The following is a 20,189-nucleotide window of genomic DNA, read 5'->3' as shown; positions in this document are numbered from 1 at the left end:
CGGCAGGACGACATCGGACCACCGGAGTGTCGCATCGTCAGAATTCCGACATTGCGGGCATGGTGTTTCACGTGAAACGTCGCTCTCTCCTCTCGGGAATCCTCGCGCGCAGCCGGGCGGCGACTGTTGCCGCTCCGGTTTCACGTGAAACACTGAGCCCCATGCAGGACTCGGAGACCATCGACCAGATCGATGACACGCCCATCGCGCGTGCTGCCCAGGCTGCGGTCCAGGCCATCGGCCGAGCGGGCGAGGGACTGCCCCGCCCCGCGGCCACCCGGGTGATGGTGGTGGCCAACCAGAAGGGCGGGGTGGGCAAGACCACCACCACCGTCAACCTCGCCGCCTCGCTGGCCATGCACGGCCTGCGCGTCCTGGTGATCGACCTCGACCCGCAGGGCAACGCCTCGACCGCGCTCGGCATCGACCACCACGCCGAGGTGCCCTCGATCTACGACGTCCTGGTGGAGGGCAAGCCGCTGGCCGACGTGGTGCAGCCGGTGGTCGAGGTCGAGGGACTGTTCTGCGTCCCCGCCACCATCGACCTGGCCGGCGCCGAGATCGAGCTGGTGTCGCTGGTCGCCCGGGAGAGCCGGCTGCAGCGCGCCATCGCCGCCTACGAGCAGCCGCTGGACTACATCCTGATCGACTGTCCGCCCTCGCTGGGCCTGTTGACGGTCAACGCCCTGGTCGCCGGCCAGGAGGTGCTGATCCCGATCCAGTGCGAGTACTACGCGCTGGAGGGTCTCGGCCAGCTGCTGCGCAATGTGGAGCTGGTCCGGGCACACCTCAACCAGGCGCTGCACGTCTCCACCATCCTGCTCACCATGTACGACGCCAGGACCAGGCTGGCCGCCCAGGTGGCGGAGGAGGTCCGGACGCACTTCCAGCAGGAGGTCCTGCACACCGCGATCCCGCGCTCGGTCCGCATCTCGGAGGCGCCCAGCTACGGTCAGACGGTGCTCACCTACGACCCGGGCTCCACCGGCGCGCTCTCCTACCTGGAGGCCGCCCGGGAGCTGGCGCTGCGGGCGGTGTCCGCAGGGGCCGGCGGCTCGTTGGTGGGGCAGCAGCGGGACGGTTCGGGGCAGGGTGCCCCGGGGGCACAGCACGGTACGACGGAGGGCAATCGGTGAGTGGTGGTCGCAGGGGTCTGGGACGAGGGCTGGGGGCGCTGATCGGCCCCGCCGCCCCGGCGGGCGGTGGAGCCGGGACCGGCACCGCGGCGCAGCCGGCGGCGGCCCCGGCGGCCTCGCCCGGGGCGGTCTCGCCGGCCGCGGTGCCGGTGCTGCCGTCCGGCCGGGGAACGCTGGCGGCCAAGGCGGCCGCGGAGAGCCTGCGGGAGCAGGCCGCCGGGGCGGAACCGGCGGCGCCGGCCGACGCCTACTTCGCCGAGCTGCCGCTGGACGCGATCACCCCGAACCCGCGCCAGCCGCGCGAGGTGTTCGACGAGGACAAGCTGAGCGAGCTGGTCACCTCGATCAAGGAGGTGGGTCTGCTCCAGCCGGTGGTGGTGCGCCAGGTGGCGCCCGGGCGCTTCGAGCTCATCATGGGCGAGCGGCGCTGGCGGGCCTCCCGGGAGGCCGGGCTGGAGCTGATCCCGGCGATCGTCCGGGCCACTGAGGACGACAAGCTGCTGCTGGACGCCCTGCTGGAGAACCTGCACCGGGCCGAGCTGAACGCGCTGGAGGAGGCGGCCGCCTACGATCAGCTGCTGCGGGACTTCTCCTGCACCCATGAGGAGCTGGCCGACCGGATCGGCCGCTCGCGTTCGCACGTGTCCAACACCCTGCGGATGCTGAAGCTCTCGCCGAAGGTGCAGCGCCGGCTGGTCGCCGGGACGATCACGGCCGGGCACGCCCGGGCGATCGTCGGGCTCGCGGTCCCCGAGCAGCAGGAGGAACTCGCCACCCGGGTGATTGCGGAGGGGCTCACCGTCCGGATGACCGAGGAACTGGTCCTGCTGATGAAGAGTGAGGAGCCGACGCCCAGGCGCTCGGCCGCACCCAAGGCGGGCAGGATCCTCTCGCCGGCCTTCAACGACCTGGCGAGCCGGCTCTCCGACCGCTTCGACACCCGGGTGAAGGTCGAGGTCTCGCAGCGGGGCGGCAAGCTCGGCAAGGGCAAGGTCGTCCTGGAGTTCGGCTCCGTGGAGGACCTCAACCGGATCCTGGACAGCATGGCGCCCGGCGACGACGGGCTGCGGTTGTCGCAGGGCTGAGCCGGGTCGGCATCGCGGTGGCGATGATGGGTGCATGTTCCGCGTGAGCGCTGTTTCACGTGGAACATGCACCCGTCGCCGTTCGGGGGAATGCTCGACTGTGGAGTGGACGAGGAGGTGCGGGGCATGGGACGCCGGATCGTTCCGCTGACGCTGGACAACCTCGCGGATCTGCCGTCGACCTGCCGCTCCTGTGTGTTCTGGGAGCTGGACCCGGTCAGTGGCCGGGCGGCGGTCGAGTCCGGCAAGCCCGAGCTGGAGAAGGAGGGGTGGATCTCCGCCGTCCTGCTGGAGTGGGGCTCCTGTGGCCGGGTGGTCTACGTGGACGACCAGCCGGCCGGCTTCGTGCTCTACGCCCCGCCGGCGTACGTGCCGCGGGCGCAGTCCTTCCCGACCAGCCCGGTCTCCTCGGACGCCGTTCAGCTGATGGTCAGCCGGGTGCTGCCGGGCTTCCAGCGGCAGGGGATCGGGCGGGTGCTGGTGCAGACGGTGGCCAAGGACCTGCTGGGCCGGGGGTTCCGGGCGATCGAGGCCTTCGGCGCGGTGGGGCGGCAGCCGGTCAGCTGTGTGCTGCCGGCCGAGCACCTGCTGGCGGTGGGTTTCAAGACGGTCCGCCCGCACCACCGCTACCCACGGCTTCGGCTGGAGGCGCGGACCACGCTCTCCTGGCGGGGGGACGTCGAGGGGGCGCTGGAGCGGCTGCTGGGCGGCGGGCGGAAGGAACCGGCGCTGCGGCCGTTCTGAGCACCGTTCTCCGGGCGAGGGCGGCAACGGACGAGGGCCGGCAAACGGACGAGGGCGGGACTCCCGGTGGGGAGTCCCGCCCTCGCGGCGTCCTGGGGGAGCGGCCTCAGATCAGGCCGTCCAGCTCGCGCAGCAGCGCGGCCTTCGGACGGGCACCGGTGATCTGCTTCACCGGCTCGCCGTTCTTGAAGAGGATCAGGGTCGGGATGGAGATGACGTTGTACGCCGCGGCGGTCTGCTGGTTGGCGTCGACGTCCAGCTTGGCGATCGTCAGCTTGTCCTGCTCGTCGGCCGCGATCTCCTCCAGGACCGGGGCCACCTGGCGGCACGGGCCGCACCATTCGGCCCAGAAGTCGACGAGGACGGGCTTGTCGCTCTTGAGGACGTCGGCATCGAACGTCGCGTCGGTCACGGTGGTGGTGGCGCCGGCCACGGTCACTCCTAAGGGTCAAACGGGAGGGGGGCTCTGCCAGGTCTACAACACCGCGCGGGGCGGTTCTGTTTCGGCCCGGCGGGGTGGGCGTGTTTCACGTGGAACACACCCACCCGGACGGTGGGGTCGGTGGGGTCAGACCGCGACGGTGGCGGCCTGGGCCTCCAGGTCGGCCAGCGAGGCCAGGTAGCGCTCGGCGTCCAGGGCGGCGGAGCAGCCGGTGCCGGAGGCGGTGATGGCCTGGCGGTAGGTGTGGTCGACGACGTCGCCGGCGGCGAAGACACCCGGGATGTTGGTACGGGTGGAGGGGGACTCGACCTTGAGGTAGCCCTCGGCGTCGAGGTCCAGCTGGCCCTTGAAGAGCTCGGTGCGCGGGTCGTGGCCGATGGCGATGAACAGGCCGGTGACCGGGAGCTCGCGGGTCTCGCCGGTGGTGGTGTCGCGCAGGGTGACACCGGACAGCTTGGGGTCGCCGTGGATGGCCTCGACCGCGCTGTCCCACTCGAAGCTGATCTTCTCGTCGGCGAAGGCGCGCTCCTGCATCGCCTTGGAGGCGCGCAGGGTGTCCCGGCGGTGGATGACCTTGACGCTGCGGGCGAAGCGGGAGAGGAAGGTCGCCTCCTCCAGGGCGGTGTCGCCGCCGCCGACCACCGCGATGTCCTGGTCGCGGAAGAAGAAGCCGTCGCAGGTGGCGCACCAGGAGACGCCGCGGCCGGAGAGCGTGTCCTCGTTGGGCAGGCCCAGCTTGCGGTGCTGGGAGCCGGTGGTGACGATCACGGCGCGGGCCTTGTGGACGTTGCCCTCGGAGTCGGTGACGGTCTTGACGTCACCGGTGAGGTCCACGGCGACGATGTCGTCGGGGATCAGCTCGGCACCGAAGCGCTCGGCCTGCGCCCGCATGTTGTCCATCAGCTCCGGGCCCATGATGCCGTCCCGGAAGCCCGGGAAGTTCTCGACCTCGGTGGTGTTCATCAGCGCACCACCGGCGGTGACGGCGCCCTCGAAGACCAGCGGATTGAGGGAGGCACGGGCCGTGTAGAGCGCAGCCGTGTAGCCGGCCGGGCCGGAACCGATGATGATCACGTTACGGACGTCGCTCACTGCATCTCCTGGTTCGCATCGCCACCCGCGTTTGCTGCGGGGAGGGCGGTCCTGCTCCGCCGCCCGGGACAACGACTGACCAGTGTCTCGCATTCCCAGGAGGATCAGTACCAGGTGCCCGCACTCTGGGAGTGTCGTGCGGCCGACGGCATGGATCGCACGGGAACCATCGGTCAGCCGGCCGGGACGGTGCGGTGCAGCAGGAGCCCGCAGTCGGCGGAGCGGAGGTAGACGTCGAGCTGGTCGGAGCGGCCGGGCAGGGCGTAGACGAGGAGCTCGGCGGGGGTGCCGGCGTAGCTGCCGCGGCCGGTGGCCAGCAGGGCGGCGGTGCTGGGCGGTGGGCAGGCCGGGGCGGAGCGACCGCCGCCGGACAGGCCCTGGCCGCCCTCGGCGGGCGGTGCGGCGCTCACGTCGGAGCCGTCGGCGGGGGCGGAACCGGTATCGGCGCCGGCGCCGGTGGAGGGCTTGGTGGGCAGGACGGGCCGGCCGGCGGCGGTCTCGGCGAGCAGCTCCCGGACCTGTGCGGTGAGCTGCTCCTCCCGGTAGACGGTGCCGTCGGGGGCCGGGTCGGCCTTGGCGGCGGCCGAGCCGCTCGGGGCGGCGGCGTTGGCGGCGACGGTGGAGTCCTGCTTCGGGGAGGGGGTGGAGAGCGACAGGAAGGCGCCGCCGAGGCCGAGGACGAGCAGTGCGGCGGCCGAGCCGAGCAGCAGGGTCCGGCGGCGCCGGGGGCGGGCGGTCCGGCCCGGCCCGGTGGCGGCGGCGGGCCGCGCCGGCGGGGCGGTCGGCGGGGCCGGCGGCGCGGGCGGCCCGGAGGAGGACGGGGAGGGCACAGCGGCGTCCTGGGCCGCCGCGGCCACGAGGGCGGCGTCGATCCGGGAGACGACGTCGGCCGGCATGGCCGGGGGTTCGTCCTCGGCGAGCAGCAGCCGCACCTCGGCGAGCGCGTCGACGGTCTCCCGGCAGTCGGCGCAGCCGGTCAGGTGCCCGCGCAGCGCGTCGGTGTCGGCGGGCGGGAGCAGGTCCTCGGCGAGGTCGGCCAGCTCGTCGACGGAGGGGTGCGCGTCCGCGGCGGGGTCGGGGGAGGAGGGTGGCGCCGTCATCGCGTGCTCGCGTCTCCTTCCAGAATCGGCCGGGCTGGATCCGGGACCTTCCCTGTGACGGTACGGGGCCCGGGTGGGTTCCCGGGTGGGCGGCCGGCGCCGGGGGCGGACGTCGTTTCACGTGAAACACCGGCGGCCCGGGCCGCGGCGCCCGACTCGGCGCGGTCCTCGAAGCGCTCCTCGGGGTGCTCCTCGCGCAGGTGCCGGACGAGTGGCAGCAGCCGGGCGCGGCCCCGGGCGCAGCGGCTCTTCACCGTGCCGACCGGTACTCCCAGCAGTGCGGCGGCCTCGGCGACGGGGTAGCCCTGCATGTCGACCAGGACGAGCGCGGCCCGCTGCTCGGCGGGCAGCTCGGCGAGCGCGGCGGACACCTCGCGGTGCACCTCGGCGCGGACCACCGGGGAGTCGGCCGGCTCGGCGGAGCCGATCAGGGCGTCCAGCCGCCGTGGGTCGTCGTCGAGCGGCTTGGTCCGGCGGGTGGCGGTGCGCCGGGCGCGGTCGAGGCAGGCGTTGACCACGATCCGGTGCAGCCAGGTGGTGACGGCCGAGCGGCCCTGGAAGGTGTGGGCGGAGCGGAAGGCCGAGACCAGGGCGTCCTGCAGGGCGTCGGCGGCCTCCTCGCGGTCGCCGAGGGTGCGCAGCGCGATGGCCCAGAGCCGGTCGCGGTGGCGGTTCACCAGGAGGCCGAAGGCCTCCCGGTCGCCCGCGACGTGCCGGGAGAGGAGCGTCGCGTCGTCGTCGCGCTCCGGTCCGTCCTCCGCCACGTCCACCCCTCGCCGTTCGTGCCGCGCCGCCGTTCCGGTCCGCAGGTCAGCCGAAGACCTTCGCGTCCAGGACGTGGGCCTGGTACTTGCCCGCGTCCTTGGTGCCGGACGGGTTCTGGGACAGGCTGGTCAGCCAGATCAGGACGTAGCGGGTGGTGACCGGCTCGTCCAGCTCGTACTCGACGGTGGTGCCGGCCTGCTTGCCGAGGACCGTGAAGTCGCCCGGCCGGGCCGTCGGCGGGTTGGCGACGCCCTTGCCCGGGATCCGGAGCTCGGCCGTGGTGGGGGTGCCGAACTTGAGGGCCACCTTGGAGACCGGCTGCGCCGAGCCGAGGTCGAGCAGCAGCCCGGTGCCTTCCTTCGTCCTCGGGAAGGGGTCGTTGTACCAGTTGGTGATCCACTCGGTGCTGGGGTCCCCGTCGATCGCCTTGGGCAGGCTGGAGGAGCCTTCCGGGCCGTCGCCCAGCGGGTTGAAGGAGATCGCCTCCTTGACCGCGATCGGCACCGGGTCGTGGGTCGCCGCGTGGGCGCTGGGGGTGGTCGTGGTGCTGCTGGGCTGGGGGACCGCGGCGGCGGTGCTCCCCGGGCGCAGGCTGTCCACCAGCTGCCAGGAGGCCACGCCGATGGCACCGAGGGCGACCGTCCAGGCGGTCACCTTGACCACCCGGCGCAGCCGCCGTCCGGCGCGCCGCACCGGGGCCGCCACCGGGGCGGGCGCGGTGCCGGGGGCGGCGACCACCCGGGTCGGGTTGGGCGCGGTCGGCAGGGCGTGGGTGTTGTGCCGCGGCGGGTTGGTGAAGACCGGCAGCTCGGGCTCGGGCTGGCGGATGCGCGGCATCAGCGCGATCGCCCGGGCGAGGGCCTCGGGGGTGGTGATCGGCTCGGCGTGGTGCGGCGGGTGGTCGAACAGGGCCCGGGCGGACAGCTCGGACAGGCCCTTGTGGACCCCGGCCCGGACCTGGTCGGGCGCGACCTCGCCGATGTTCCTGGGCAGGCCCTGGAGGTCGTGGCGGTCCTCGGGGTAGGGCCAGCGGTGGGTGAGCGCGGCGAACAGCAGGGCGCCGATGGCCCGGGTGTCGGAGCGCTCGGCGTCCTCGGCGTCCTCGGCGGGCAGGCCGCGCAGGGCGGCGTCCACCGCGATGCCGTTGATCCGGTACTGGCCGCTGTCGGTGCGCAGCACGCAGCGCGGGGTGAGCCGCAGGTGGGCCTGGCCGCGCCGGTGGGCGGCGGCCACCGCGTCGGTGACCTGGCGGACCATCTGGTAGGCCTCGTGCGGCTCCATCGGGCCGTCGGCGAGCAGCTTGGCGAGGTCGGAGGCGTGCGGCAGCCACTCGCGCACGACGTAGACCAGCTCGCCCTCCTGGACGGCGTCCAGGACCTGGACGAAGCGCGGGTCGCCGAGCAGGGCGGCGGACTTGGCGGCGGCCAGCACCTTGCGGGCGCGCTGGTGGCCGGCGGCCATCAGGTGGACGCCGACGGCGCGGCGCAGCTTCTCGTCGACCGCGCGCCAGCTGCTGAAGGTCTCGGTGGAGGAGATGCACTCCTCCAGCCGGTAGCGGTGGCCGATGAGGTCGCCGCTGTGCCGCAGCGGGGCGGGCAGGGTCTGCGGGAGGGTGGCGGTGTCCCGGGGGTCGTGGGTGGGCTGCGGGTCCCGGGGCGGGCGCTTGGCGGCGGGGCGGTCGGCGGACGCGGCGGCGGCCCGGCGGGCGGCGTCGCCGGCGGCCAGTTCGGCGGCGATCTCGGTGGCCGAGAGCGGGGCGGTGATCTCCGAGGTCTCCTCGGCGACGGCCGGGGCGTCGGAGGACGGTCCGCCGTCCTCGTCGGGCTCCTCGTCGGTGGCGGTACCGGTGTCGGCGCCCGTGTCGTCCTCGCCGGCGGGTTCGTCCTCGGACACGCCCTTCCCGGAGGCCGGTGCCTTCCCGGTGGACGCTGCCTTCCCGGCGCCCGTGGAGGCCTTCCCGGCGCCCTTGGCGGAGCGCTCGTCGGTCGAGGAGCCGGCCGCGGTGGCCCGGGCCGTGCCGTCGGCGAGTTCGTCGATCGCCGCGGCCAGCGCGGCCTCGTCCGCCGCGCCGTCAGCTGCTGACGTGTCGACGACCGCCTTGGTGCCATCAGCCACCGTGGTCCAGCCTCCCCTTGTGTCGCCCCGGGCCTGAGAGAGAGTCGTGCGGAGCGCTTCGGCCGGTGGCCCCGGTGCTCCAGGACAATTGTGCCCACTGTTCTCCACCGGGTACGACCGCCGAAAGGTCTGCGCGGTTGCCTGTTGGTGGAGAGATGTGATGCAGATCGGCATCGGGCCGCCGGCCCCGGCCCGGGAACGGTCCGGGGAGCGCGGCGGCCCGATGCCGGGTCAGCGGCCCAGTCGGCCGCGCACCATACCCAGCATGGCGTTCAGCTCCTCGATCCGCAGCCGCTTGGCGATGAGTACGAAGACGGCGAGCTGGAGGCCGCCGGCCAGCACGACGGTCAGCACGGCCCCGGCCCAGCCACCGACCACCCGGGTGATCGCGAGGCCGGCGCCCAGGCCCACCAGGGCCGCCGGGACGGAGGCCGTGGCGAGCCGGGAGTAGGTCTTGCCGATCCGCTTGGTGTCCAGGCCGCCGATCTTCTTCTTCAGCTTGGGCACCGCGACCGTCACCCCGACGGCGTAGGCGAGGCCGTAGCCGAGCGCCATTCCGGTGACCGTCCACTCGGCGGGCAGCAGCACCCAGCAGAGCAGCGAGAAGCCGGCCTGGCAGGCCGCCACCCAGACGGTGTTGGAGAACGGCGTGCGGGTGTCCTCGTAGGCGTAGAAGCCGCGGAGCATCACGTACTGCGCCGAGTAGGGGATCAGGCCCAGGGCGAAGGCGGAGAGCATCAGGCCCACGTTGCGGGCGTTGTCCAGGGCGGTGTCGCCGCCGCCCACCGCGTAGATGGCCTGGCCGATGGCCGGGCCGAGCGAGAGGAAGAGGAACGCCGCCGGGACGACCGCGACGGCCGTGGTGCGCAGCCCGTAGGAGAGGTCGTCGCGCACGGCGCCGGCGTCCTCGTCGGCGGCCGCGCGGGACAGCCGGGGCAGCACCGCGCTCATGATCGAGACGGTGATGACGGCTTGCGGGAGCTGCCAGATCAGCAGGGCGTTGGAGAAGGCCGCGAGGCCGACGCCGCCGTGGCCGCCCGCCTCGGCGTCACTGCCGGCGGCGGTGGCCAACTGGGTGATGACCAGGAAGCCGGCCTGGTTGGCGAGCACGAAGAAGAACGTCCACTTGGCCAGCCGGGCCGCCTTGCCCAGGCCGTGGCCGCGCCAGTCGAAGCGCGGCCGGAAGGAGAAGCCGGCCGCCCGCAGGTAGGGGATCATCGCCAGCGACTGCACCGCGAGGCCCACCAGGGTGCCGATGCCGAGCAGCCGGACCCCCTCGGGGGTGATGGTCTCCGGGGTGACGTGGGTGCCGTCGAAGCCGCCGTAGACCCAGATGTAGGCACTGAAGGTGAAGATCACCACGATGTTGTTGAGGACCGGCGTCCACATCATCGCGCCGAACCGGCCGCGGGCGTTGAGGATCTGGCCCATCACCACATGGATGCCCATGAAGAAGATGGTCGGCAGGCAGTACCGGGCCAGGGCCACGGTGGTGTCCGCGCGGGCCGGGTCCTCCATCATCGAGTGGGCGATCAGCTGGACGAGCACCGGTGCCCCGAGCACGGCCAGGAAGACCACGCCGGCCAGGCCGACCATCACCAGGGTGAGCAGCCGGTTGGCGTAGGCGGTGCCGCCGTCCGCGTCGTTCTTCATGCTGCGGACCAGCTGCGGCACGAAGACGGCGTTCAGCGCGCCGCCGCCGATCAGGATGTAGAGCAGGGTCGGCAGGGTGTTGGCCGCGTTGTAGGAGTCACCCATCACGGCGATGCCGATCGCGCCGGCGATCACCATGGTGCGCAGGAAGCCGGTGCCCCGGGAGACCAGGGTGCCGGCCGCCATGATCGCACTGGAGTTCAGCAGCGAGGCGACCTTGCCGCCGCCGGAGGTCTGCCCGGCGTCGGCCAGGGGGGCTGCGGGCGCGGACTGCTGCTCGGCCGCGAGGTCGGCGAGCGGCTCCACCGCGGGCGGCAGCTGCACCGCGGCCACCTGCATGGTGGCCTCGTCTTCGGCGAGCGGCGGGTCGAACTCGATCGGCGGGACGAAGGGGCGGTGCCCGTCCGGACCGTGGCCGCCGGGGCCGGGCCCGTACGGGGCCTGCGGTCCGTGCTGCCCCGGGTACGCGCCGGTCGGGGGGAACGGCGCGGGCGGGGCGGGCGGGACCGGCGCGGCGGGCGGCCGGGGGGCCGCCGGCTGCTGGGCGGGGGACTGCTGGGCCGGCGGGCGGGGCACCTCGGCGGTCACCTGGTTCCCGCCGAACAGCGCGTCCACGCCGACGTACTCGGTCGACTCGGAGTCCCAGGCGGAGTGCGCCGGTCCGGGCTGCCACTGCGGCTGACCGCCCCAGCCGGCGGCCGGAGCACCCGGATCCGGGGGAGCAGCCGGAGCCGCCGGGGCGGCGTCCTGCGGACGCCCGTCGTGCCGGCCGACCGGCGCCGGGGTGTCCCAGCCGGGCTGCACCGGCGGCACCGGCGGGGAGAACGGCGTCGGCGGCACCGGCGCCGGGTAGTCACCGCCGTGCGGCGGCAGCTGCGGCGGCACGTCGTACGCCGCCGCCGGCTGCTGCGGCGCCGCGGGCCGGGCGGCCCGCAGGCCGTACGGGTCCTGCTCGCCAGGACCGCCCTGGTACGCGTCGGCCGCGTACGGGTCCTGGGCGTAGGTGTCGGCCACGTACCAGTCGCCGGACGGCGACTCGGCGCCCGGACGGACCTCTCCGCGGCCCGGAGGCCGCTCCTCGCTGCGCCCGGTCATGTCACCTCTTCGCTGTCGTGGGGGAGGCCGCCCCGGGGTCGGGCGGTATCGGCGGTGTCAAGGACCAACCTTCTCATCACTGGTGGCCCGATCCCGGCCATCCGCGCTGCCGTGGTGCGGTGTCCGGGCGGCCGGGCCGGCCCGGCCCGTGGCGGCGCCGGTGCCGTCGTCGCGCTCCGGTCCGCCCTCCGGCCCGTCCGCCGGGTCCTCGTCCGGTCCGTTCCCGGGGCCGTCGCCCGGTGCTTCGGCCGGTCCTTCGCCCGATCCGCCGTCCGGTCCGTCCGCCGGGGCGAGCGGCGCGTCGCCCTCGTCGTCGTGCGCCACCCGGCGCTTGCGCTGGCGCAGGAACCGCACGGCCGCGAGCAGGAGCAGCACCGCGCCGCCGCCGAAGACGTACAGCACGCCGTTGGTGACCGAGGTGACGTCGACCCGGAAGACCACCGGCTCGCCGTACGGCTTCGGGTCGGGCCCGGTGGTGTACAGCTGGGCGGTCATGCTCACCGGCCCGTTGTTCTTCGCCTCGGCCGGGAACCGCAGGGTGACGCTCTGCGAGGCGGGCAGCACCAGTTCCTCCGCCGGCATCTCGACCCGGAGCCGGTTGGGCTGGCCCGGGGTCAGCACCAGCTTGAGGTTGGTGACCGTCTGGGTGAGGTCGTTGCGGACGCTGACCTGGAGCACACCGGTGTCCCCGGCGAAGGTGATGACCCGCTTCGGCGGCACCTTCACCGCTTCGGTGAGTTCCTTGAGGTAGTGCTTCACGCCGGCGCGGTAGACGGTGCCGGCCGGGGCGTCGGCGCGCCACTCGGTCGACAGCGAGCGGACCATGGCCGCGCTGAACGGCCCGCGCACCCGCTGCGGCAGGGTCAGCACCCGCATCAGCGTGTCCAGGTCCGACTGGATCCCGGTGGTGGTGGTCAGGTCGGCGGCGGACAGCTCGGAGTCGCGGACCCGGGCCGGGTAGTCGGCGGGCGTCGGGACGTTGGTGTTGGCCTTGGAGTCGGGCGTCGCCTGGGCGAGCGCGTCCAGCTTCGTCGGCTCCAGCCACTTGCCGTCCTGGGCCGCCTGGAGGGCGTTGGCCAGCACCTTGGCGGTGCCGGCGGTGAGCTCGCGCGGCGGCATGACGAGCAGGCCGCGCGGGTTCTGCGGCTCCTGCCGGGAGATCACGAAGGTCTCGGCGAGGAACCGCTGCGTCGCCAGGGTCTGGTTCTGCGGGGTCGCCAGGTCCTCCTCGAACAGCGAGGAGACCAACTGGTCGGCGACCACCGCGGTCTGCCCGTTGCCGATCGGCCGGGTGGCCGAGGGGGTGTACTTCAGCGCGTCCGACTCGGGCATGCTCGCACCGTTCACCAGCACCAGGCCGGCGCCGGCGCGCTGGGCGACCGAGGCGATCCGCTGGTCCAGGTAGCCCCGGTAGGGCCAGGCGACGTCGGCCCGGGTGTCCACCGAGAGCCGGCCCTCGACGGTCAGCCGACCGGCGGTGGCGGCCTTGCCGAGCGCGGCGTCGATGCCCTCCAGCTCGGCGGCGTTGTGCGCGATCGAGGCGAGGTCCGGATCGGCGTAGGGCAGCGCCACCACCTGGCTGCCGGGCTTGGCGACGGCGGCCCGCAGCTTCTCCAGCCAGGCCGTGGCGGCGGCGGTGCCGGTGCCGCGGACGGTGTTGTCGTCCTTGGCCGCGTTGCCCTCGGTACCAGGCTTCTGCACCCGGTAGTCCCTGGTCATCGCGAACGCGGTGTCCAGCAGGTCCGGGTCGACCACCCAGGTCAGCCCGGTCATCGTGGAGCCCGTCTCGACCAGCGCGTTCAGCCGGCCGCCGGGCGCGAACTCGGCGGCCAGGCTGTCGTCCCGCAGGACCGGGACGGTCTGGTCGTTGTCGGAGAGGGTCTGCGCGGCCAGCACGGGGGCGTGCACCAGCGGCCAGATGGTGGTGACCTTGGACGGCTGCGCCTCGCCCGGGGTCGGGTTGTAGGGCAGGAAGGTGCGGCTGATGCCCAGCGGGCGGTCACGCGGGTTGTCGGTGGTCGAGCCCCAGACGTCCACCGCCAGCTCGTACACGCCCTCGGTGGTGAGCTGCAGGTCGGCGACGGCCACGCTCAGCGTGTACGGCTGGCTCTGGCCGGGGCCGAGCTCGTTCAGCGCGTACTGCGGGCTGTCCAGTGAGATGCCGTCCGATCCCTGCGGGGTGGTCCGGCTCACGACCCCGGCGAGCTCGCTGCGGGTAGTGAGCGGCTTGCCCGCCCAGGGCTTGCGGACCGTCGCGTGCGCGGACTTGAGGACGGACTTCCCGCCGTTGGTGACGTGCCCGGAGATGGTCACGATGCCGTTCGGGACGGCCACCGGCTTGTTCACCGACTCGATGGTCATCGTCACCGGGTACTCGGCGCTGACCGTCGACTCGGACACCTGGGCCGATCCGCCGGCCGCGGCGACCGGGGCCGCCGTGGCGGCCGGGAGGCCGGGCAGCGCCGTGCCGAGCACCAGCGCGGCGCCGAACGCACCGGCCAGCCGCCGGGCGGCCCGTCGCAGGATCCGCCGGGGGCGGTCGGGCACCCGCTGTCCCGGGTGCCGTGCCGGCTCACTCACGCGGTTCGCCCTCGCTCACGGGTTCGCCCTCGCCGTTCTCGATCGCTGCTGCTGGTGCCGTGCTGCTGCGGATGTTCCGCCGGCGGTGGTGGATGCCGTGAGGATCAGCCGTGAAGAACATGTGGTCGCCCGTCGCCCGGGCGGCCATGACGGCGCACGGCACCGCGGCCCGCCGTCGGTGCCCCGGACTCGTTCCACCGGCATGGTAACGATGTGGTGAGGGGGGCGGTGTTGCGGGCCGGGGAGTGAGCGGGTGGAAACGCGCGGGCGGCCGGGCCGCCGGGCCACGTACCCTTGTGAGCCGTGTCCACTGCCAATGAGCCCACCGCCCACCCGACCGACGCCCATCATTCCAGTTCCGCCGTCCAGGTCGTCCCCGGCCTGAGCGAGGCCCAGACCCTGGGCCTGCAGGAACTGCTGCGGGTGTCCCCGGTCGCCGACGAGATCGCCCGCCGGTTCCAGGCGGCCGGTCACCGGCTCGCGCTGGTCGGCGGCTCGGTCCGGGACGCCCTGCTGGGCCGGCTCGGCAACGACCTGGACTTCACCACCGACGCCCGCCCGGAGCAGGTGCTCAAGCTCGTCCGTGGCTGGGCCGACGCGGTCTGGGACGTCGGCATCGCCTTCGGCACGGTCGGCGCGCGCAAGGACACCCCGCAGGGCTCCTTCCTGATCGAGATCACCACCTACCGCTCCGAGGCGTACGACCGCACCTCCCGCAAGCCCGAGGTGACCTACGGCGACACCATCGGGGAGGACCTGGTCCGCCGCGACTTCACGGTCAACGCGATGGCCGTCGACCTGCCCGGCCGCGGCTTCGTCGACCCGCACCACGGCCTGGACGACCTGGAGGCCCGGGTGCTGCGCACCCCCGCCACGCCCGAGGAGTCCTTCTCCGACGACCCGCTGCGGATGATGCGGGCCGCCCGGTTCGCCGCCCAGCTGGACTTCGACCCGGCCCCCGACGTGGTCGCGGCGATGACCGCGATGGCCGACCGGATCGCCATCGTCTCCGCCGAGCGGGTCCAGGCCGAGCTCAACAAGCTGCTGCTGGCCAAGCACCCGGTCAAGGGCCTGCGGCTGCTGGTCGACACCGGCCTGGCCGGCCACGTGCTGCCCGAGCTGCCCGCGCTGCAGCTGGAGCGCGACGAGCACCACCGGCACAAGGACGTCTACGAGCACTCGCTGACCGTCCTGGAGCAGGCCGTCGACCTGGAGCAGGACGGCCCGGACCTCGCCCTGCGGCTGGCCGCGCTGCTGCACGACATCGGCAAGCCGCGCACCCGCCGCTTCGAGTCGGACGGCCGGGTCTCCTTCCACCACCACGAGGTGGTCGGCGCCAAGATGACCCGCAAGCGGATGCGTGAGCTGAAGTACTCGAAGGAGCTCACCGAGGACGTCTCGCGCCTGGTGGAGCTGCACCTGCGCTTCCACGGCTACGGCGGCGGCGAGTGGACCGACTCGGCGGTGCGCCGCTACGTCACCGACGCCGGACCGCTGCTGGAGCGGCTGCACAAGCTGACCCGCTCGGACTGCACCACCCGGAACAAGAAGAAGGCCGCCGCGCTCTCCCGCACCTACGACGGACTGGAGGTGCGGATCGGCGAGCTCAAGGCGCAGGAGGAGCTGGACGCCGTCCGCCCGGCGCTGGACGGCAACCAGATCATGGAGCTGCTCGGCCTCAAGCCCGGCCCGATGGTCGGCAAGGCGTACAAGCACATGCTGGAGCTGCGGCTGGAGCACGGCCCGCTGGAGCACGACGCCGCGGTGGCCGCGCTGCGCTCCTGGTGGGACGCCCAGCAGTAGGCCCTGTCCCGGGCCGCGGAGCGGTCGGCGGGGGCGGTTCCGGGTTCCTCCCGGGGCCGCCCCCGCCGCTTGCGAGGGGCTCAGAGCTTCTTCAGGCAGAGGACGAAGCTGAGTGCCTCGGTGCTGGACTCACGGGTGTAGGTGCTCTCGGTGCCGGTGACGTCGTCGCAGGCCTTCTCGTTGTCGCTGGTCGCGTAGACCTTCTTGAGCACCTTGTACTGGGCCCGGGTGTCGGAGCACGGCAGCATGGTGATCCGCGGGCTGGCGTCGTGGGTGGCCGCGGTGCCGTTCTCGTTGCGCAGGCAGTCGCCGGCCTTGGCGACGTCGATGTCGCTGGGCACCTTGGAGCCGACCGACGGGGTCGGCAGGGTGATCGTCGGCACCGGTACCGGCGGCAGCGAGAGGCTCGGCGAGTGGGTCGGCGAGAAGGTCGGCGCCGGGATGGTCACCGTGGTCGGCGTGGGCAGCACCAGCGGGCGGTACGGGTCGTCGTCGTGCCGGGCGCCGAGGAGCGCGCCGGTCGCGATCAGGATGATCATCGAGCCGATTCCGAGCACCGGCAGCAGCAGCATGAAGATGTGCGGGCGCCGGGTGAGCGGCACGCCCGGGTCGAGCTGCGGTCCGTGGGTGCCGGGCGCGGGCGGCGGCAGCTCCTTGATCCGGTTGTGGGCGGCGAGGTTCCGCAGCAGGGTGACCACGGTGAAGATCCCGGAGAGGTAGCCCCACCAGCCCTGGACCAGGGTGCGGGCCGACATGTCGCGGACCATCGCGGTGCCGCAGGTGCGGCAGTACGGTCCCGGCTGCTTCAGGAACCGCATGATGATGATGATGCCCTGGTGCCCCCGGACGGTGGTGTCGACGGCCGGGAAGCCGCCGCAGAACCGGCAGACCGGTCCGCCCGGGTGGGCGTAGCCGGCCGGTGCCGGATAGCCCCCGGCCTGTGGGGGGTAGCCCGCGGCCTGCGGCGGATAGGCGTAGCCGCCGGGCGGGGCCTGGTGGGGCACGCCGTACCCGGGCGGCGCGGCCGGCGGCGGGGCGGCGGGGTAGCCGTAGCCGGCCGGCGCGGGGGCGGGCGGCGGCTGCGGGGCCGGGGCGCCGGCGTACGGGTTCCCGGTGGCGTACGGGTTGGCGCCGTCGGCGGGCGGCGTCGAGCCGTACGGCATCTGGGGCGGCGGCGGAACGGACAAGGGGATCCCCCGGAAGGAAGGTCGGGTGGCGGGCGGTCAGGACTTCTTGAGCGGCGGGACGCCGGTGAGCGGGCCGAGGCAGAGCACGTACCGCTTCTTGTTCCACCGACGGCCGCTCTTGCCCGAGACGGTGCTGGTGGTGCCGGCGGTGCTCCGGCACTTGGTGGTGTCGGTGGTGGACTCGAACGCGGCCAGCACCCTGTAGTTCGCCTTGCTGTCGGTGCACTTGACCACCGAGACGTCGCGCGAGCCGACGGCCCGGACGCAGTCGCCGGCCTTGGCGCCGCTGACGCTCGGACCGCTGACGAAGTAGCCGACGATCAGGGTGATCACGCCCAGGACCAGGCCGGCCGCCTTCAGCCGGGCCTTGCCGTGGCCCTTCGCGGCCGGTGCGCCGGCCGGGAGCGGGGCGGCCGGCGGGTAGCCGTGCGGGGAGGGGTGGCCGTAGGGGGCGGGGGCCTGGGGGTACGGCGGGGCCGGGTACGGCTGGGGCGGGTACGACTGGGGCGGGTACGACTGGGGCTGGGCCGGGTACGGGGGAGCCGCCTGGGGCGGTCCGTACGGCTGGGGCACGGGTGCGCCGTAGGGCTGCGGGACCGGCGCGGGGCCGTACGGTTGTGGTGGCCCGTACGGATGTGGCGGTGTGCTCATCAGATTGTCCCCCGAGACAGACTGCTGTCGCTCCGACAGATCTGACGTACCTTAGCGACTCGCGCCGACGTCCCCGGGGAGCGGGCCGGTGCGACGGGCGGCGCGCAGGTAGAGCACGGCCGCGACCGCGTAGACCAGGGCCACGCCCAGCACGACCAGCACCGAACGGCCGGAGAGCGGCAGCACCAGGGCGGTCACCAGGGCGGCGGCCACGAAGGCGACGTTGAAGAGCACGTCGTAGATGGCGAAGACCCGGCCCCGGTAGTCGTCCTCGACCGACTCCTGCACCACGGTGTCGGCACAGATCTTGGTGCCTTGGGTGACCACGCCGAGCAGCAGCGCCGCGATCAGGCAGGGCACCAGGCGGAAGCCCAGCCCGAGCACGGGCACGAAGAGCACCGGCGCGGCCAGGCAGAGCGTCATCCAGCCGGCCAGCCCGAGCCGCCGGCTGCACCAGGGGCTGATCACCGCGGCGACGAAGAAGCCGGCCGCGGAGAGCCCGACCGCCTGGCCCAGGGTGGCCAGGCCGGCCGCGCTGTCGGTGGGGTCGTTGAAGGTGTAGCGGGCGAGCATCACCACCACCACGATCAGCACGCCGTAGCAGAACCGTGCCGCGGTGACGGCGGCCAGCGCGTGCGCCGCCGGACGGCGGTCGCGCACCAGGTGGGTGACGGCGGCCTGCAGCTCCCGGGCGGCCTGGGCCAGCGCCTGGCCGAGCGCGGGGCGGTCCGGGTGGTGGGCGGGACCGAGCAGGTCGCGGTCCATCCGCAGCGCCGCCAGCGCGGCGGTCAGGTAGAGGACGGCGGCGAGGCAGACCAGGGCGGCGTCGGCCTTCGGCCCGGGGGGCATCACCTGGTGCAGCAGGAAGCCCAGCCCGCCGCCGCAGGCCGCCGCGACGGTGCCCAGGGTGGGGGAGAGGGCGTTGGCGGTGACCAGCTGCTCGCCGCGCACCACCCGGGGCAGCGCCGCCGACAGGCCGGCCAGGATGAACCGGTTGAGCGCGGTGACCAGCAGCGCGGAGGCGAAGAAGAGCCAGGTCGGGGCCTGGACCAGGAGCAGTCCGCCGGTGACCAGGCCGAGCCCGAAGCGGGCCAGGTTGCCCAGGTAGAGCACCTGGCGGCGGCGCCAGCGGTCCAGCAGCACACCGGCGAAGGGGCCGATCACGGAGAACGGCAGCAGCATCACGGCCAGTACCGAGGCGATGTCGGCCGGCGAGGACTGCTTCTCCGGGGAGAAGACCACATAGGCGGCGAGGGAGACCTGGAAGACGCCGTCGGAGAGCTGGGACAGCACCCGGGCCGTCAGCAGCCGGCGGAAGTCACGGCCGCGCAGCAGGTCGAGGAGCGTGGCGCGGTGCGCGGCCCGGTGGGTACTGCCGTTCTCGGTGATCGCCACGTGCCCAGAGTGCCATGGAAGGGGCCGGTGTTTCACGTGAAACATTCGCCGGGAAAAGATGAACGGGCCCACGGCTGTCGACCGTGGGCCCGTTCGGTGTCCGAGCGGACCGGGCTCAGTGCCCGGAGGGGCTCAGATTCAGCGCTCGACCTCGCCGCGGATGAACTTCTCCACGTTCTCGCGGGCCTCGTCGTCGAAGTACTGGACCGGCGGGGACTTCATGAAGTACGAGGAGGCGGAGAGGATCGGGCCGCCGATGCCGCGGTCCTTGGCGATCTTCGCGGCGCGCACGGCGTCGATGATGACACCGGCGGAGTTCGGGGAGTCCCAGACCTCGAGCTTGTACTCCAGGTTCAGCGGGACGTCGCCGAACGCGCGGCCCTCCAGGCGGACGTAGGCCCACTTGCGGTCGTCCAGCCAGGCCACGTAGTCCGAGGGGCCGATGTGGACGTTGTTGGCGCCCAGCTCGCGGTCGCGGATCTGCGAGGTGACGGCCTGGGTCTTGGAGATCTTCTTGGACTCCAGGCGCTCGCGCTCGAGCATGTTCTTGAAGTCCATGTTGCCGCCGACGTTCAGCTGCATGGTGCGCTCGAGGATGACACCGCGGTCCTCGAACAGCTTGGCCATCACGCGGTGCGTGATGGTGGCGCCGACCTGGGACTTGATGTCGTCACCGACGATCGGCACGCCGGCCTCGGTGAACTTGTCCGCCCACTCCTTGGTGCCGGCGATGAACACCGGGAGGGCGTTCACGAAGGCGACCTTGGCGTCGATGGCGCACTGGGCGTAGAACTTGGCGGCCTGCTCGGAACCGACCGGCAGGTAGCAGACCAGGACGTCGACCTGGGCGTCCTTCAGGGCCTGGACGACGTCGACCGGGGCCTCGTCCGACTCCTCGATGGTCTCCCGGTAGTACTTACCCAGGCCGTCGAGGGTGTGGCCGCGCTGGACGGTGATGCCGGTCGGCGGCACGTCGCAGATCTTGATGGTGTTGTTCTCGGACGCCGTGATGGCGTGCGCGAGGTCCTGGCCGACCTTCTTGGCGTCGACGTCGAAGGCGGCGACGAACTCCACGTCACGGACGTGGTAGTCACCGAACTGGACGTGCATCAGCCCGGGGACCTTGCCGGCCGGGTCGGCGTCCTTGTAGTACTCGACACCCTGCACCAGCGACGTGGCGCAGTTGCCCACACCCACGATGGCTACGCGAACCGAACCCATTCCGGTTGCTCCCTGTGATCTCATGAGCGCCGCCGGGGGTCGGCGGGACTCGTCCTGCTTCTTCGATGACTGCTGACGGGCGCGTGACGCGCCCGCTCCTGCCGCGCGGCACAGGGCTGGCGCGG

15 protein-coding genes are annotated in these 20,189 nt (G+C 73.3%); 4 read left to right on the top strand and 11 right to left on the bottom strand.

The genetic code is table 11. The features are described 5' to 3' along the window. The first annotated feature begins 161 nt into the window (after window positions 1-161). The 3 genes from ACFVUH_RS09130 to ACFVUH_RS09120 all read left to right on the top strand — a co-directional run bounded on the left by ACFVUH_RS09130 (window position 162) and on the right by ACFVUH_RS09120 (window position 2,965). Window positions 162-1,136, top strand: coding sequence for a ParA family protein (locus ACFVUH_RS09130; protein WP_350560594.1), 975 nt, complete (start codon window positions 162-164; stop codon window positions 1,134-1,136). After that, on the top strand, window positions 1,133-2,221 hold the full coding sequence (locus ACFVUH_RS09125) for a ParB/RepB/Spo0J family partition protein (protein WP_387912121.1): 1,089 nt from the start codon (window positions 1,133-1,135) through the stop codon (window positions 2,219-2,221). The genes ACFVUH_RS09130 and ACFVUH_RS09125 overlap by 4 nt, the downstream gene beginning before the upstream one ends. A 126-nt stretch (window positions 2,222-2,347) precedes the next feature. Further along, window positions 2,348-2,965, top strand: a complete 618-nt coding sequence (locus ACFVUH_RS09120) for a GNAT family N-acetyltransferase (protein WP_355362511.1) — start codon at window positions 2,348-2,350, stop codon at window positions 2,963-2,965. Between the two features lie 106 nt (window positions 2,966-3,071). On the opposite strand, the gene trxA is transcribed toward ACFVUH_RS09120, so the two are convergent. From trxA to ACFVUH_RS09085, 7 genes are all read right to left on the bottom strand, one after another. After that, window positions 3,072-3,398 (bottom strand): thioredoxin, encoded by a 327-nt coding sequence (gene trxA, locus ACFVUH_RS09115; protein ID WP_355362513.1) that lies wholly within the window; start codon window positions 3,396-3,398, stop codon window positions 3,072-3,074. A 135-nt stretch (window positions 3,399-3,533) separates the two neighbouring features. Further along, window positions 3,534-4,499 carry a thioredoxin-disulfide reductase gene (trxB, locus tag ACFVUH_RS09110; protein ID WP_355362515.1) on the bottom strand — a complete coding sequence of 322 codons (966 nt, stop codon included), beginning with the start codon at window positions 4,497-4,499 and terminating at the stop codon, window positions 3,534-3,536. A 173-nt stretch (window positions 4,500-4,672) separates the two neighbouring features. After that, the gene (locus tag ACFVUH_RS09105; RefSeq protein ID WP_387912119.1) at window positions 4,673-5,599 is read right to left on the bottom strand and encodes a hypothetical protein; all 927 of its coding nucleotides are present in this window, start codon (window positions 5,597-5,599) and stop codon (window positions 4,673-4,675) included. Continuing rightward, window positions 5,596-6,369, bottom strand: a complete 774-nt coding sequence (gene sigM, locus ACFVUH_RS09100; RefSeq protein ID WP_387912118.1) for an RNA polymerase sigma factor SigM — start codon at window positions 6,367-6,369, stop codon at window positions 5,596-5,598. Before sigM ends, ACFVUH_RS09105 begins: the two co-directional genes overlap by 4 nt. Before the next feature lie 40 nt (window positions 6,370-6,409). Further along, complete coding sequence (locus ACFVUH_RS09095) at window positions 6,410-8,479, bottom strand: serine/threonine protein kinase (RefSeq protein ID WP_387912117.1); 2,070 nt, start codon at window positions 8,477-8,479, stop codon at window positions 6,410-6,412. Window positions 8,480-8,710: 231 nt separating this feature from the next. After that, a complete protein-coding gene (gene murJ / locus ACFVUH_RS09090; RefSeq protein ID WP_387912115.1) occupies window positions 8,711-11,227 on the bottom strand; it encodes a murein biosynthesis integral membrane protein MurJ in 2,517 nt (838 codons plus the stop codon). Window positions 11,228-11,284: 57 nt separating this feature from the next. Beyond that, entirely contained in the window at window positions 11,285-13,807 is a 2,523-nt protein-coding gene (locus tag ACFVUH_RS09085; RefSeq protein ID WP_387912113.1) for a DUF6049 family protein, read from the bottom strand. A gap of 381 nt (window positions 13,808-14,188) precedes the next feature. On the opposite strand from ACFVUH_RS09085, the gene ACFVUH_RS09080 reads away from it, so the two are divergent. Continuing rightward, entirely contained in the window at window positions 14,189-15,610 is a 1,422-nt protein-coding gene (locus tag ACFVUH_RS09080) for a CCA tRNA nucleotidyltransferase (protein WP_387912339.1), read from the top strand. Window positions 15,611-15,690: 80 nt separating this feature from the next. On the opposite strand, the gene ACFVUH_RS09075 is transcribed toward ACFVUH_RS09080, so the two are convergent. The 4 genes from ACFVUH_RS09075 to ACFVUH_RS09060 form a co-directional block, all read right to left on the bottom strand. Continuing rightward, window positions 15,691-16,797 carry a hypothetical protein gene (locus ACFVUH_RS09075; RefSeq protein ID WP_387912112.1) on the bottom strand — a complete coding sequence of 369 codons (1,107 nt, stop codon included), beginning with the start codon at window positions 16,795-16,797 and terminating at the stop codon, window positions 15,691-15,693. Between the two features lie 36 nt (window positions 16,798-16,833). After that, window positions 16,834-17,370 (bottom strand): hypothetical protein, encoded by a 537-nt coding sequence (locus ACFVUH_RS09070; protein ID WP_387912111.1) that lies wholly within the window; start codon window positions 17,368-17,370, stop codon window positions 16,834-16,836. 129 nt (window positions 17,371-17,499) lie between these two features. Continuing rightward, window positions 17,500-18,843 carry an MFS transporter gene (locus ACFVUH_RS09065; protein WP_387912109.1) on the bottom strand — a complete coding sequence of 448 codons (1,344 nt, stop codon included), beginning with the start codon at window positions 18,841-18,843 and terminating at the stop codon, window positions 17,500-17,502. 138 nt (window positions 18,844-18,981) lie between these two features. Then, the gene (locus tag ACFVUH_RS09060; RefSeq protein ID WP_355362533.1) at window positions 18,982-20,064 is read right to left on the bottom strand and encodes an inositol-3-phosphate synthase; all 1,083 of its coding nucleotides are present in this window, start codon (window positions 20,062-20,064) and stop codon (window positions 18,982-18,984) included. Window positions 20,065-20,189 lie beyond the last annotated feature (125 nt).

Origin of the sequence: Kitasatospora sp. NPDC058032, assembly GCF_042885845.1 — a bacterium.
Classification (GTDB): domain Bacteria; phylum Actinomycetota; class Actinomycetes; order Streptomycetales; family Streptomycetaceae; genus Kitasatospora.
Note: the sequence above shows the minus strand (reverse complement) of the source record. Positions and strands in the feature narration are given on the sequence as shown.

What these genes read in the sequence shown, in the direction of transcription:
- ACFVUH_RS09060 (WP_355362533.1), bottom strand. Translation starts at nt 20,064, where the DNA reads ATGGGTTCGGTTCGCGTAGCCATCGTGGGTGTGGGCAACTGCGCCACG.
- ACFVUH_RS09130 (WP_350560594.1), top strand. Translation starts at nt 162, where the DNA reads ATGCAGGACTCGGAGACCATCGACCAGATCGATGACACGCCCATCGCG.
- ACFVUH_RS09105 (WP_387912119.1), bottom strand. Translation starts at nt 5,599, where the DNA reads ATGACGGCGCCACCCTCCTCCCCCGACCCCGCCGCGGACGCGCACCCC.
- murJ (WP_387912115.1), bottom strand. Translation starts at nt 11,227, where the DNA reads ATGACCGGGCGCAGCGAGGAGCGGCCTCCGGGCCGCGGAGAGGTCCGT.
- ACFVUH_RS09120 (WP_355362511.1), top strand. Translation starts at nt 2,348, where the DNA reads ATGGGACGCCGGATCGTTCCGCTGACGCTGGACAACCTCGCGGATCTG.